Here is a 13,317-nt window from a genome sequence, read left to right on the forward strand (position 1 = left end):
TGCCGTGCTGGCGTACTGACGCTGGTCAGATTAACGGCCCGTACGAGTCCGGAGTGCCGCGGCCACCCGGGCGAAGCCCTCGGCGGGCGGCGGCGCGGGCCGCAGGATCACGAGGGCGAGCGGTTCGCGGTGGCGGGCGGCCCGGTCGTCGAACCGGCCTGCTCGCCGATGGCGGGAGTCCGGTGCCGTCCCGGGGGGTCCGGGGGGGTGCCTCCCCGGACGGTGCCGGAGGTCTGCGAGTCTGGCCCCCCAGCGGACGGAGACTGGAGGAGCGGGCCTTGGAGACCTTGCGGGACATTCTCGGCGCGGCGGCGGCCGGCGTCTTCCCGCCGGCGGACGGCGCCACGACGGTCGTCCCGCAGCCCTCACCGCGGGACGCGGGGGTGATGGCGTTCACCGCGCACTCGGTGATCTTCACCGACGAGGACCCGGAGTGGGTGCGGGAGACCCTGCGCGGTACGGACTGCGACGCCCTGGCGGCGCCGATGCACCCGCGCTTCCTGACGGCCCTGCTCGACCGCACCGGACGCCGGACCGAGACCGTGGACGCGGTCCTGGTCGGTTCGCCGCTGTCCGGAGAGCCACCGCCGGCGCTGACGGAGATCGAGGACACCTCCCACCCCAGGATCCGGTACGCCCTGCGCCGCCGCGAGGAGGTGCGGGCCTGGACGGCGGACGGCGGGGTGCTGGTCATGGGGCGCGGGGTCGCCGGGCGGCTGGAGGTCTCGGTCGAGGTGGACGAGGACGCCCGCCACCGGGGGCTCGGGCGGCTGCTGGTGACCGCCGCCCGGCAGCTCGCCAAGGAGCCGCTGTGGGCGCAGGTCTCCCCGGGGAACGCCCGCAGCATGCGGACGTTCCAGGCGGCCGGATACCGTCCGGTGGGCTCGGAGCTGCTGCTTCAGCGGAAGATACCGGTGTGCCCGAGTGAGTAGCGGCCCGGCTGGGGGTAGACGGCGAGGCCGTGCGGGCCGTTGCCGACCTTGATCCGGGCGAGTTCGGCGCCGGTGGCGGTGTCGATGGCGTACACCACGGAGTGGTAGCGGCCGGACAGCCACAGGACCTTGCCGTCGGCCGAGACACCGCCCATGTCGGGGCTGCCGCCGCCGGGCAGGTGCCACTTCCTGGTGAGCCGGTCGTGGGGGAAGTCGAAGACCGAGACGGTGCCCTCGCCGCGGTTGGAGATGTACATCTCGCGGGAGTCGCGGCTGATGTAGAGGCCGTGGGTGCCCTTGCCCGTGGCGAGGAACCGGGGCCGGGTGAACCTGTCGCCGTCGAGGATCCACAGGCCGCCCGCCATCATGTCCGCGATGTAGAACAGCTTGCCGTCCGGGGAGAGCTTGACGTCCTGCGGCATCGCGCCGCGCAGCGGCAGCTTCTCCTGCGCGACGACCTCCATCCGCGCGGTGTCGACCTTGAGGATCTCGCCGCTGAACTCGCAGGAGACGATGAAGTAGCGGCCGTCGGTGGAGAAGTCGGCGTGGTTGACGCCGTAGCAGGTGACCGGCACGGACTTGACGACCTTCATGGTGTGCGCGTCGCGGAAGACCAGTTGGCGGTCCATGGAGGCCATGACGACGGCGTACTTGCCGTCGGGGGTGAAGTAGAGGTTGTACGGGTCGTGCACGTCGACCGCCCGGCCCGCCCGGCCGGTCCGCGGGTCGATCGGGGTGAGGGTGTTGCCGAGGTCGTTGTTGACCCAGAGGGTCTTCAGGTCCCAGGACGGTACGACGTGCTGGGGCTGGCGGCCGACCGGGATGGTCTCGACGATCCGGTAGGTCGTGGGGTCGATGACGGTGACGGTGTCGGAGTTGGTGTTGGGGACGTACACCCGGGAGGGGAAGTCCTTGACCACGGGCGAGAGCCGGTTCGGCCGGTCGGCGGCGTAGATGTCGGCCGGGTCCGCCACGGGCGGCATGCCGGGCAATACGTTCACCAGCGGCTTCTTCGGCCCCGGCGGGACCGGTGCCTTGCTGCCGAGGGCCTCGTCCTCGTGGGCCCGGCTCCCGCCGCCGCAGGCCGCGAGCAGCGTCAGGGCGGTGACGGCGGCACCGGCGGCCAGCAGGCGGGCGGCTTTCGTGGTTCGCATCAGCTCAGCAGCTCCGTGGTGGTGACCGCGCGCAGTCCGCGGCGGCCGAGTTCGGTCAGGACGTCGGGGAGGGCGGCGAGCGTGTCCGGATACCCGAGGTGCAGGCTCACCACCGAGCCGCCCCGCGCGTCGGCGAGGACCTTGCGGGTGACGGCGGCGGCGCCGGGGCTGGTGTAGTCGAGCGAGTCGACGTCGTACGACAGCACGTGCGGGTAGCCGGCGGCACGGGCCAGCCGGGCGACGAGCGGGGAGGCGGCGGGGGCGCGGGAGGGCCTGAACCAGGTGCCGATGGAGCCGGTGAGCCGGTCGAGCCGGTCGGCGCAGTCGGTGATCTCCCTGCGGGCGTCCGCCTCGGCGAGGGTGTTGATGCCGATGTGCCGCTGGGTGTGGTTGCCGAGGTCGTGGCCGCCGTCGAGGATGCGGCGGGCGAGATCCGGGTGCGCGTCCAGCCAGGTGCCGACGGCGAGCACGGTGAGCCGGGCGCCGTGCCGCTCGGCCGTGGTGAGCAGGGTGCGGGCGAGGGCGGGGTCGCCCTGGCCGTGGAAGGTGAGGGCCACCTGGGGGCGGTTGCGCGGGCCGTGGGTGATCTGGGCCGGCCGGCCGGGGTAGGTGCGGGGCGCGGGGGCCGTTCGGGGGGACGTGGCGGCGGAAGCGGGGGCCGTCCGGGGAGACGTGGCGGGGGAGGTGGGGGGCGGGGCGGGGGGCGGGGCGGCCTGCCCGCTGCCGCAGCCGGCGGCGAGCGCACCGCCGGCCACGAGCCCGGCGCCGGCGCGCAGCACCTCACGGCGGTGGGTGGAGGTCACCCGCACCATTTAAGGGGGGTTCGGTAAGAAAACCGGCTAATTCGCCGGATTGCTGGACGATGTCGGGTCGCGATACCCGGGAACGGCCCTCTAGCGGTCGGCGACCCGCATCTCGAACCACGTCGTCTTGCCGCGTGGCAGCAGGTCGACGCCCCAGCGGTCGGAGAGCTTGTCCACCAGGAACAGGCCGCGTCCGCTGACGTCGAGTTCCTGCACCGGCATCAGGCAGGGCAGGCCGCGCGAGGGGTCGCGGACCTCCACCCGGATCCAGCCGGGGCGGCGGCGCATCCGCAGGCCGAAGACGCGGGCGCCGGTGTGGCGCACGGCGTTGCCGACGAGTTCCGACACGAGCAGGACGGCGTCCTCGGTCAGCTTGGGGCTGAGCCGCCAGGTCCGCAGGACGACGACCTGGGCGAGCCGGCGGGCGGTGGCGGCGGATTCCGGGCGGGACGGCAGCGGCACCTCCGCCTCCGTCGGGTTGCCGAACAGTTCGAGCGCCTTGAGCGCCTGTTCGTCCTCGACCGCGGGCGACCAGCGCGCCGCGGCAGCACGGCCGTGTCCCCGCGGCTGTTCGATGCCCTCCAGCCCCGCCATGCCCCCATGATGGCCGTCCGGAGCCGCCTCGGGGGCCGTTCCGGAGGAATACGCCCCCCGCACGCCCCCGCTCCCCGCACGCCGTCCGGCATATGACCACAGCATGTCGATGCCCGGCATGTCCCGGTTGACCTGCGGCGACGGCTCACTTCCGGGCAACCGACGGGCCCCCTCGACACAGCAGACTTAAGGTTGCCTTAAGGCTCCCATAAACCGCCCCATCGAGGGACCCGAATCAGACGACACGTCAATTGCAAGGGACCCCGCCGGAGTTACGCGGAAGTTCACACCGTCGGCGACCGGTGCGGCTCAGAGGAACTTGGCCTTGCCCGGCCCCTCCTCCACGAAGCTGCGCATGCCGCGCTCGCGGTCCTCGGTGGCGAACAGACCCGCGAACCAGTTCCGTTCGACGGCGAGCCCGGTGTCGATGTCGGTCTCCAGCCCGGTGTCGACCGACTCCTTCGCCGCGCGCAGCGCGATCGCCGGGCCCTGGGCGAGCCTGGCGGCCCAGGCGTGCGCCTGCTCGTACACCTCGGCGGCCGGGACGACCCGATCCACCAGGCCGATCGCGAGCGCCTCGTCGGCCTTGACCTGGCGGCCCGTGAAGATCAGGTCCTTGGCCTTGGAGGGGCCGACCAGCCGGGGCAGCCGCTGGGTGCCGCCGGCGCCCGGGATCAGACCGAGCAGGATCTCGGGCTGGCCGAGCTTGGCGTTGTCGGCGGCGATGCGGTAGTCGGCGCACAGGGCCAGTTCGCAGCCGCCGCCGAGCGCGTAGCCGGTCACGGCGGCGACGACGGGCTTGGGGATGCGGGCCACGGCGGTGAAGGCGTCCTGGAGGGCACGGGAGCGCCGGATCATCCCGGCGTGGTCCATGTTCTGCATCTCCTTGATGTCCGCGCCCGCCGCGAACACCTTCTCGCCGCCGTAGATCACCACGGCGCGCACGTCCTCGCGGCGCGTGGCCTCCTCGGCCAGTTCCTTCAGCCGGTCCTGGGTGGCGATGTCCAGCGCGTTCATCGGCGGCCGGTCCAGACGCAGGGTGCCGACGCCTTCGGCGACTTCCAGAGTGACGGTCATGGAGGCAGGTTAACGGGGATTAACCCGCCGGTGCCCGGTGCGGTCGGTCACACCCCGGCCGGGTCCGGGGCCGCCCCCGAGCGGGCACGGCGGAGAGGACGACGAAGGGCCCGGTGCCGTGGGTCACGGCGCCGGGCCCCTGGGTCAGGCGGGGGTCACTTCTTCCAGTCGGCCCACGACATGTTCCAGCCGTTGAGGCCGTTGTCCGGGGCCACCGTGGCGTCGTGGGAGTTCTTCACGACCACCACGTCGCCGCTCATCGAGTGGTTGAAGAACCAGGCCGCCGGGACGGAACTGTCGTAACCGCCGCGCACGTCGCGCAGGCCCACGCAGCCGTGGCTGGCGTTGTAGTTGCCGAAGGCGTCGCCACCCCAGTAGTTGCCGTGGATGAAGGTGCCGGAGTCGGTCAGGCGGATGGCGTGCGGGACGTCCTTGATGTCGTACTCGCCGCCGTAGCCCACGGTCTCGCCGTTCATGCGGGTCACCGTGAGCCTCTCCCGCATGACCATCTGGCCGTTCCAGGTGTCGTAGCCGGGCTTGCCGGTGGTGACCGGGATGGTCTTGACGACCTTGCCGTCCTGGGTGACCTTCATCGTGTGCTTCTTGGCGTCCACGAAGGAGACCTGGTTGCGCCCGATGGTGAACTTCACCGTCTTGCTCTGCTTGCCGTAGACGCCGTCGCGGCCCTCGACACCGTCCAGGTCGAGGTCGACGGTGACCTTGGTGCCCTCCGCCCAGTACTTCTCGGGGCGGAAGTCCAGGCGGTCGTTGCCGAACCAGTGGCCCACGACGTCGACGGCCGGCTCCGTCTTGATGCGGATGGCCTTCTCGACCGCGTCCGGGCTGGTGATGCCCCGCGTGAAGCGTATGGAGAACGGCATGCCGACACCGACGGTGGAGCCGTCCTCGGGGGTGAAGCTGCCGACGAAGGTGTTCTTCGGGGTGAGCGTGGTGAAGCTGGCGTCCTCGGCGGCCTCGCGGCCCGCGGAGTCCTTGGCGACCGCGTGCACGGTGTACTTGGTGGCCGCGGCCAGATGGGTCGAGGGCGTCCAGGAGGCGCCGCCCCCGGTGATGGCCCCCTCGACCTTCGCCCCCTTCTCGTCCTTGACGGTGACCTCGGTCAGCTTGCCCCGGGCGACACCGACCTTGAGCGCCCCGCTGGTGTCGACGCCGGTGGCACCGGACTTGGGCGTGATGCTGACGGCGGCCGTGGACTGCCCGCCCTGCTCGCCGCCCTTGCCCTTGCCCTCGCCCTTGCCGTCGCCGGAGCCGGAGTCCCCGCCTCCGCCGCACGCGGCGAGCGACAGCACCAGGGCGCCGGCTATGAGTGCCAGTCCCCTACGGCCTCGCCGCCCCCGAGCCGACGCCCCCGATACAGGCCGCATGTTCAAGTTGTTCTCCCCTCGCCGGGCCAGGCCAGGCCCGCTCCCCACCACCTCTGTGCGCGCATATTAACTGCCGGCTTTTGAGTACGGTGTCAGGCGAATGTCACTGTTCCGTCGCAACTTCCGCCTGACACCCTCACCCCGAAACCCCGCCCTCACCTGCTCACTTCACCGCACTGCCCGCTTTCCACTCGTTCCAGGGCATGTTCCACCCTCCGAGGCCGTTGTCGGGAGCGACCGTTTTGTCCTTGCTGTTCACCACTTCGATGACGTCACCGACCAGACTGCGGTCGAAGAACCAGCCGGCCGGCGTGTCCGAACTGCCGCCCTTGACGTCCATCAGCCCCACGCAGCCGTGGCTGACGTTGACCCGTCCGGGGGCGTCCGGGGCCCAGTAGTTGCCGTGCAGGAAGGTGCCGGAGTCGGTGAGCTTCATGGCGTGCGGGACGTCGGGGATGTCGTACTCGCCGCCGAAGCCGACCGTGCGGCTGTTCATGCGGGTGACCTCCAGCATGTCCATCACCACCATCTTCCCGTTGTAGCTCGGGTGTTGGGGGGCGCCCGCCGTGATGGGGACGGTGGCGAGGAGCTGTCCGTCGCGCCGCACCTCCATGGTGTGCTTGACCGCGTCGACCAGGGAGACCTGGCTGCGGCCGACGGTGAAGGAGAAGGTCTTGTCCTGCAGGCCGTAGCTGCCGCGGGCGCCTTCGACGTCCCGCAGGTCCAGGTCGACGGTGACCTCGGTGCCCGGCTTCCAGTAACGCTCGGGACGGAAGTCCAGGCGGCCCTTGCCGAACCAGTGCGGGCGGATGTCGACGGGCGGCCGGGCGGTGACGTGCACGGCCCGTTCGACGGCGGCGCGGTCCTCGATCTCCCGGTTGAAGGAGAGCGAGACGATCATCCCGGTGCCGACGACGGCGCGGTTCTCGGGGGTGACGTAGCCGATGAACCGTTCGCCGGGAACGTAGGTGGTGAACGTGGTGTGCCGGGCCGTGCGGTGCCCCTGGGAGTCCAGCGCGACCACGTCGACGGTGTACTCGGCGGCGAGCGCCAGCCGGTCCTCGTCGGGCCGCCAGGTCAGCCCGTCGGCGCCGATGTGCCCCGGGACCGGCGTCTCCTGCGCGTCCTGCGCCTTGACGACGGTCACCTTCTCCAGGCGCCCGCCGGGCACCCGTACCCGCAGCCGCCCGTCGGGGCGTACGTCCTTGCTGCCGTCGTCGGGGGTCACCCGGACGACGTCCTCGGGGGGCGGGGGCTTGCCCAGCGCCCCGCCCAGGCCCAGCGGCCCCGAGCCGTCCACGGAGCAGCCCGCGAGCAGCCCCGCCCATGTCAGTACGGCGGCCAGCGCGGCCCCCGCGCGCCGTGCGCGTCCTTGTGCGTGCCTCACACGGGGCTCAACGACCGGGCATGCCCCGGGGAAACGTGAGTGCGAGCCACGCGCTGGGCAGAACAGAGGGAAGGACGACACGTTGGGGAGCCGCCGCGCCCGCTTCAGGGGGTGTTTTCCGGATCAGGTCGGCCGAGAGGAGCGGAGCCGGGCCGGCGCCGACAGGATCCGGAAGGCCGCCCTGGCCGTCGGGGCGCGGTCGTACCGGGTGGCCGGGGGTGCCGAACCGCTCCCCCGGCCTCTCGGCACGGCCGACCGCGCCCCGAGGGCGAGCCACTGATGAAGAGGGGCCGACAGTGACGAGCGCAGCCGAGCAGCGGGCACCGGCCGGGGAGCCGGCCGCCGGGAGCGGGCAACCGGCGGCGGTGAACGGCGCCCGGCGGGCCGTACCGCCCGTCCCCGTCGTGTGGCCGGGTGCGCCGACCCCGCTGGGGGCCCGCTTCCGGGTGGGCCCGGACGGGGTCGCCGGCACCAACTTCGCGTTGTGGGCGGCCGGGGCGGAGGCCGTGCGGGTCTGCCTGTTCGACGAGGGGGGCCGCGAGACACCGGTCCCGCTGACCGAACTGACGCACGAGATCTGGCACGGCTTCGTACCCGGCGTGATGCCCGGACAGCGGTACGGCTACCGGGTGGAGGGCCGCTGGGACCCGTGGACCGGCGCCCGCTGGAACCCGGCCAAGCTGCTGCTCGACCCGTACGCACGGGCGGTGGACGGCGAGTTCGGTCTGCCGCCGGAGGTGTACGGGCATGTCCGGGACTGGCCCGACCAGTCGGTCGCCGACACCGTGCGCGACGAGCGCGACTCGGCGCCGTACGTCCCGAAGGGGGTCGTCGTCCACGATGACGACGACTGGTCCGACGACCGCCGCCCCAAGACGCCGTGGGCGGACTCGGTCATCTACGAGCTGCACGTGCGCGGCTTCACCAGACTCCACCCCGGCGTCCCCGAGGAGCTGCGCGGCACCTACGCCGGACTGGCGCACCCGGCCGCCGTCGAGCACCTGGTGAAGCTGGGGGTGACGGCCGTCGAGCTGCTGCCGGTCCATCAGTTCGCGCACGAGGACCATCTGCTGCGCCGGGGCCTGAAGAACTACTGGGGGTACAACTCCATCGGCTACTTCGCCCCGCACGCGGCCTACGCCGCCACGGGTACGACGGGCCAGCAGGTCGGCGAGTTCAAGCGGATGGTCCGCGCGCTGCACGCGGCCGGCATCGAGGTCATCCTCGACGTGGTCTACAACCACACCGCGGAGGCGGGCGAGCTGGGGCCGACGCTGTCGCTGAAGGGCATCGACAACCGCGGCTACTACCGGCTCCAGGACGACGCCCGCCGGTACGCCGACTACACCGGCTGCGGCAACACCCTGCACGTCGTCCAGCCCCAGGTGCTGCGCCTGATCACCGACTCGCTGCGCTACTGGGTGACCGAGATGGGCGTGGACGGCTTCCGGTTCGACCTCGCGGCGGCGCTGGCCCGCTCCATGCACGACGTCGACATGCTCTCCCCGTTCCTCGCGGTGATCGCCCAGGACCCGGTGCTGCGCCGGGTGAAGCTGATCGCCGAGCCGTGGGACATCGGCTCCGGCGGCTACCAGGTGGGGGCCTTCCCACCCCTGTGGACCGAGTGGAACGACCGCTACCGCAACGCCGTCCGCGACTTCTGGCGCCACGCCCTGCCCGACGTCCGCGAGATGGGCTACCGCCTCTCCGGCTCCAGCGACCTCTACGCCTGGGGCGGCCGGCGCCCCTACGCCTCCGTCAACTTCATCACCGCCCACGACGGCTTCACCCTGCGCGACCTGGTGTCGTACGACACCAAGCACAACGAGGCCAACGGCGAGAACAACCGGGACGGCACCCACGACAACCGCTCCTGGAACTGCGGGACGGAGGGCGAGACGGACGACGAGCGGGTGCGGGCCCTGCGCCGCCGGCAGCTGCGGAACCTCCTCACCACGCTGCTGCTGTCCACCGGCGTGCCCATGCTGGTGGCCGGCGACGAACTCGGCCGCACCCAGCGCGGCAACAACAACGCCTACTGCCAGGACAACGAGATCGGCTGGCTGGACTGGTCGCTGCTGGAGCAGCCCGGCTGGCGGGCGCTGTACGACCTGACGGCGCGGCTCATCGCCCTGCGCCACCGGCATCCCGTACTGCGCCGGCGGGCCTTCTTCTCCGGCCGCTCGCAGACCGCGGACGGGCTGCGGGATCTCGCCTGGTTCACCTCGCGGGGCGCGGAGATGACCGAGGGCGACTGGTACGCGCCCGCGGCCACGCTCGGCATGTTCCTCTCGGGGCGGGACATCCCGGGCCGGGACGAGCGGGGCGCGCCGGTGGTGGACGACAGCTTCCTCGCGGTGCTGCACGCGGGCGACCGGCCCACCGGCTTCGTGCTGCCCGGGGCGCCGTGGGCGGAGCGGTACGAGGTGGTCGTGGACACCTCGGTGGAGGAGCAGACGGCGGCCCCGGGTACGGTCCACCCGGCGGGGGCGGAGATCTCGGTGCCGGCGCGATCCGTGCTGCTGCTGAGAGTCGCCTGAGACCCTCCTGGGCCTGTGGGCCGGCTGTGCGTGACGCGGATCACGTCCGCCGAGTGCAGCGCCGGCGGGGGTCCAGGGCCTTTCCCCTGGTGTAGACAGCCGGCGAGAACGGGGACCGTGGGGATGGAGCAGACCAGGGCCGGTGAGTACGACGCGTTCGTGGCGGCCCGCTGGTCGGTGTTGTTCCATCTGGCCCGTCTGCTCACCGGCGGGGACCGGCATCGCGCCGAGGACCTGTTGCAGGAGTCCTTGGTCAAGCTGTGGTTCGTCTGGCCGAAGATCGCCGACGAGGCACCGGAGGCCTATGTGCGCAAGGTGCTGGCGCGGGCCGCGGCACGCTCGGCCCGGCGGCGCTGGTGGGGCGAGCGGCCCGTGGAGCAGCTGCCCGAGGTGGCGGCGGCCGGCGACATGTCGGCGACCGTGGCCGAGCGCTCCCGGCTGGAGGCGGCGCTCGCCCAGCTGAGCCCGCAGCAGCGGGCCGCCGTGGTCCTGCGCTACTACCAGGACCTGCCCGACCGGCAGGTCGCGGAGACCCTGGGCTGCCCGGTGGGCACGGCCCGGTCCCATGCCGCGCGCGGGGTGGCCCGGTTGCGCCGGCTCCTGGCCGACGTCATCGAGCCGGTGGGGTGAGGGAAGAAGTCATGGATCGCTTCGAGCGGCAGCTGACGCAGCTCATGCAGCAGGACCCGCAGCCCGCGGCCTTCGAGATCCGGCACCGGGAGGCGCTGCGCGCGGGCGTGCGGGCCAGGCGCCGGGTGCGCGCGGCACGCCGGGCCGCCGGTTCCGTCCTGGCGGTGGCCGGGCTCGGCCTGGGGCTGTTGCTGTGGCCGCACGGCCACACCGACGACCGGCCGACCGCGCCGCGGCCCCGGCCCGTCGTGAGCCCGGCGCCCACGCCGACCACCTCGCCGACCCGGTCGCCGTCCCTGACGCCGAGCGCGCCGCCGCCCTCGTCGACCGCGACGCCGCCGGACTCCCCGACGCCGAGCGACACCGGGGCCACCTCCGAACCGCCCGCGACCACCGGGAGTACGGCCACCACCTCGTACCGGCCGCCGCCGGCCACGGCCACCGCCCGGGACGGCAGCACCACCGCGCCGGCCACGGCATCGGTGAGCGCGCCCGCCGAACCGTCGGACGACCCCTCCTCGGTGGTCAGCCCGAGCGGCTAGCCCGCCACGCTCCGCCTCGTCCGCGCATGCCCTCGCCATGCCCTCCACGCCAGAACAAACGGGGATCCACGTGACACACATCCGACCGAGCCGATCAGGGGCCGCGGCGCCCGCGCCCCGGCGCACACCGCTGCGGACGCAGGCCGAGGAGCCCGTCCTGGACGTGGCCGTACCGGTGTTCAACGAGGAGAAGGACCTGGAGCCCAACGTCCGGCGGCTGCACACGCATCTGCGGGACACCTTCCCCTACTCGTTCCGGATCACCATCGCCGACAACGCGAGCACCGACCGCACCCCCGCCATCGCCGCCCGGCTCGCCGACGAACTCCCCGAGGTGACCTCGCTGCGGCTGCCCGAGAAAGGGCGCGGCCGGGCGCTGCGCGCCGCCTGGTCGGGCTCACGGGCGCCCGTGCTGGCGTACCTCGACGTGGACCTGTCCACCGGACTCACCGCGCTGCTGCCGCTGGTCGCACCGCTGATCTCGGGCCACTCCGACCTGGCCATCGGCACCCGGCTCGCACCCGGTGCGCGCGTGGTGCGCGGCACCAAGCGCGAGGTCATATCCCGTTGCTACAACGTCCTGCTGCGCTGCACGCTCGCCGTCGGCTTCTCCGACGCGCAGTGCGGTTTCAAGGCGGTCCGGCGCGAGACCGCCGAGCGGCTGCTGCCGCTGGTGCGGGACGGTGAGTGGTTCTTCGACACCGAGCTGCTGGTGCTCGCCGAGCGGGCGGGCCTGAGGATCCACGAGGTGCCGGTGGACTGGGTCGACGACCCGGACAGCAGCGTCGACATCCTCGCGACCGCGCTGGCGGACCTGCGCGGGATCGTCCGGATGCGGCGCACCCTGGCCGGCCGCCGTCCGGGGCCGGTGGGCCGATGACCGCGACCCTCCCCCACATACAGCCGGCGGACGCCCCGGCCGCGCCCGGCTCCCGGCTCCGGGCCGCCGCCCGCCGGCACGGCCCGGTCCTCGCCCTGTTCGGCGTGGTGAAGCTGGCCGGTTTCTGCTCCTTCATGTATCTGCTGTCCTCCACCGGGGACTACCGCAACAAGCACCCCCGGTTCGGCGGCGGCGCGCACGCCTGGGACGTGCTGGCCACCTGGGACGGCTGGTGGTACCAGCAGATCGCGCTGCACGGCTACGACCCGAAGCTGGTCCCGGTGCCGGGCGCCACCGGCCTGATCACGCTGGAGGGCAACTCGGCGGCGTTCTTCCCGCTCTACCCGGCCCTGATCCGGCTGACCTCGACGGTCACCGGCCTCGGCTCCTACGGCGCCGGGCTGCTGGTCTCGATCCTCGCCTCCTTCGCCGCCGCCCTCGGCGTCTACGCGATCGCGGAGCGGTTCGGCGGCCGGCGGGCCGGGTTCGCGGCGGCCGGGCTGTGGGCGGTGTGGCCCGGCTCGGGCGTGGAGTGGGCGGTGTACTCCGACTCCCTCTACGTGGCCCTCGCCGCCTGGGCCTGTTACGCCGTCCTCACCCACCGCTGGCTCACCGCCGGCGTGATCACCTTCGCGGCCGGCCTCAACCGCCCCACGGCCGCCGCGCTGATCGCCGCGCTCGCCGTGGCCGCCCTGGTGGCCCTGCACCGCCGCGAGGACGGGGTGCTGCGCCCGGTCCTGGCCATGTCCCTGGCGCCGCTCGGACTGTTCGGCTATCTGCTGTGGGTCGGCAACCGCATGGGCGACCTGGGCGGCTACTTCCGACTCCAGTCGGGTGCCTGGGCGCACAGCTTCGACTACGGCGAGCAGACCCTGGACGTGCTGACGTCCGTGCCGGTGGGCAAGTTCGACTATCTCTTCGCGTACCCCTTCGCGGACGTCATCTCCGTCGGCGTCATCCTGCTCGCCTGCGCGCTGCTGCCGCTGCTGCTGCGACTGCGCCCGCCGGCGGTGCTGGTCGTGTACACCGTGCTCACCCTGGCCCTGGTGCTCGGCAGCCAGCAGATCGTCGCCAACATCTCCCGCTATCTGCTGCCCTGCTTCCCGCTGTTCCTGCCGCTCGCGGTCGCGATGCGCCGGCTGAGCCTGCCCGTGCTGTGCACCCTCCTGGGCGTCGCGGCCCTGGCCTCCGGCTCGTACGCCGGCTACGCCCTCTTCGAGCTGGGGGTGCCGTGATCCCGCCTGCCGGACAGCACCTTGACGGTTCGCCCGGGTGCCTGGCACCGTCCTGTGATCATGAGGTCTGCCACGGAACACGGATGCGCGCGGGTCGCGCTCGTGGCGCGGCGGCACGTGGATCTGTGCCGGCAGTCCAGCGCTCTCTGTCGCTGAGC

General features: G+C 72.8%; 12 protein-coding genes and 1 pseudogene. 7 read left to right on the top strand and 6 right to left on the bottom strand.

The window, feature by feature from the left end; genetic code table 11:
- Positions 1–278 precede the first annotated feature (278 nt).
- Positions 279–932 carry a GNAT family N-acetyltransferase gene (locus ACZ7KF_RS19810; RefSeq protein WP_471076243.1) on the top strand — a complete coding sequence of 218 codons (654 nt, stop codon included), beginning with the start codon at positions 279–281 and terminating at the stop codon, positions 930–932.
- On the opposite strand, the gene ACZ7KF_RS19815 is transcribed toward ACZ7KF_RS19810, so the two are convergent.
- The 6 genes from ACZ7KF_RS19815 to ACZ7KF_RS19840 form a co-directional block, all read right to left on the bottom strand.
- Entirely contained in the window at positions 899–2,086 is a 1,188-nt protein-coding gene (locus tag ACZ7KF_RS19815) for a YVTN family beta-propeller repeat protein (protein WP_471076246.1), read from the bottom strand. The genes ACZ7KF_RS19810 and ACZ7KF_RS19815 overlap by 34 nt on opposite strands.
- The gene (locus ACZ7KF_RS19820) at positions 2,086–2,898 is read right to left on the bottom strand and encodes a polysaccharide deacetylase family protein (protein WP_471076249.1); all 813 of its coding nucleotides are present in this window, start codon (positions 2,896–2,898) and stop codon (positions 2,086–2,088) included. Before ACZ7KF_RS19820 ends, ACZ7KF_RS19815 begins: the two co-directional genes overlap by 1 nt.
- Positions 2,899–2,979: 81 nt before the next feature.
- Positions 2,980–3,483, bottom strand: coding sequence for an ATP-binding protein (locus ACZ7KF_RS19825; protein ID WP_471076252.1), 504 nt, complete (start codon positions 3,481–3,483; stop codon positions 2,980–2,982).
- Between the two features lie 309 nt (positions 3,484–3,792).
- Positions 3,793–4,560 (bottom strand): enoyl-CoA hydratase/isomerase family protein, encoded by a 768-nt coding sequence (locus tag ACZ7KF_RS19830; protein WP_471076255.1) that lies wholly within the window; start codon positions 4,558–4,560, stop codon positions 3,793–3,795.
- Positions 4,561–4,715: 155 nt separating this feature from the next.
- Positions 4,716–5,945 carry a L,D-transpeptidase gene (locus tag ACZ7KF_RS19835; protein ID WP_471076258.1) on the bottom strand — a complete coding sequence of 410 codons (1,230 nt, stop codon included), beginning with the start codon at positions 5,943–5,945 and terminating at the stop codon, positions 4,716–4,718.
- Positions 5,946–6,108: 163 nt separating this feature from the next.
- Positions 6,109–7,332 carry a L,D-transpeptidase gene (locus ACZ7KF_RS19840; protein WP_471076261.1) on the bottom strand — a complete coding sequence of 408 codons (1,224 nt, stop codon included), beginning with the start codon at positions 7,330–7,332 and terminating at the stop codon, positions 6,109–6,111.
- 296 nt (positions 7,333–7,628) lie between these two features.
- On the opposite strand from ACZ7KF_RS19840, the gene glgX reads away from it, so the two are divergent.
- From glgX to ACZ7KF_RS19870, 6 genes and pseudogenes are all read left to right on the top strand, one after another.
- Positions 7,629–9,872, top strand: a complete 2,244-nt coding sequence (glgX, locus tag ACZ7KF_RS19845; RefSeq protein ID WP_471076264.1) for a glycogen debranching protein GlgX — start codon at positions 7,629–7,631, stop codon at positions 9,870–9,872.
- A 123-nt stretch (positions 9,873–9,995) separates the two neighbouring features.
- Positions 9,996–10,502 carry a SigE family RNA polymerase sigma factor gene (locus ACZ7KF_RS19850; protein WP_471076267.1) on the top strand — a complete coding sequence of 169 codons (507 nt, stop codon included), beginning with the start codon at positions 9,996–9,998 and terminating at the stop codon, positions 10,500–10,502.
- An 11-nt stretch (positions 10,503–10,513) separates the two neighbouring features.
- Positions 10,514–11,044: a hypothetical protein gene (locus tag ACZ7KF_RS19855; protein WP_471076270.1), complete on the top strand. Its 531-nt coding sequence runs from the start codon at positions 10,514–10,516 to the stop codon at positions 11,042–11,044.
- Between the two features lie 37 nt (positions 11,045–11,081).
- A pseudogene (locus ACZ7KF_RS19860) lies at positions 11,082–11,894 on the top strand (dolichyl-phosphate beta-glucosyltransferase); the annotation flags it as partial.
- 26 nt (positions 11,895–11,920) lie between these two features.
- A complete protein-coding gene (locus tag ACZ7KF_RS19865; protein WP_471076273.1) occupies positions 11,921–13,159 on the top strand; it encodes a glycosyltransferase family 39 protein in 1,239 nt (412 codons plus the stop codon).
- 60 nt (positions 13,160–13,219) lie between these two features.
- Entirely contained in the window at positions 13,220–13,315 is a 96-nt protein-coding gene (locus ACZ7KF_RS19870) for a putative leader peptide (protein ID WP_471076275.1), read from the top strand.
- Positions 13,316–13,317: the final 2 nt, after the last annotated feature.

The organism is Streptomyces sp. NPDC038200 (genome assembly GCF_055600785.1).

Excerpts from the sequence above, each read along its gene's own strand:
- ACZ7KF_RS19815 (WP_471076246.1), bottom strand. The coding sequence starts at position 2,086 with ATGCGAACCACGAAAGCCGCCCGCCTGCTGGCCGCCGGTGCCGCCGTC.
- ACZ7KF_RS19825 (WP_471076252.1), bottom strand. The coding sequence starts at position 3,483 with ATGGCGGGGCTGGAGGGCATCGAACAGCCGCGGGGACACGGCCGTGCT.
- ACZ7KF_RS19830 (WP_471076255.1), bottom strand. The coding sequence starts at position 4,560 with ATGACCGTCACTCTGGAAGTCGCCGAAGGCGTCGGCACCCTGCGTCTG.
- ACZ7KF_RS19855 (WP_471076270.1), top strand. The coding sequence starts at position 10,514 with ATGGATCGCTTCGAGCGGCAGCTGACGCAGCTCATGCAGCAGGACCCG.
- ACZ7KF_RS19870 (WP_471076275.1), top strand. The coding sequence starts at position 13,220 with ATGAGGTCTGCCACGGAACACGGATGCGCGCGGGTCGCGCTCGTGGCG.
- ACZ7KF_RS19820 (WP_471076249.1), bottom strand. The coding sequence starts at position 2,898 with ATGGTGCGGGTGACCTCCACCCACCGCCGTGAGGTGCTGCGCGCCGGC.
- ACZ7KF_RS19865 (WP_471076273.1), top strand. The coding sequence starts at position 11,921 with ATGACCGCGACCCTCCCCCACATACAGCCGGCGGACGCCCCGGCCGCG.
- ACZ7KF_RS19850 (WP_471076267.1), top strand. The coding sequence starts at position 9,996 with ATGGAGCAGACCAGGGCCGGTGAGTACGACGCGTTCGTGGCGGCCCGC.
- ACZ7KF_RS19835 (WP_471076258.1), bottom strand. The coding sequence starts at position 5,945 with ATGCGGCCTGTATCGGGGGCGTCGGCTCGGGGGCGGCGAGGCCGTAGG.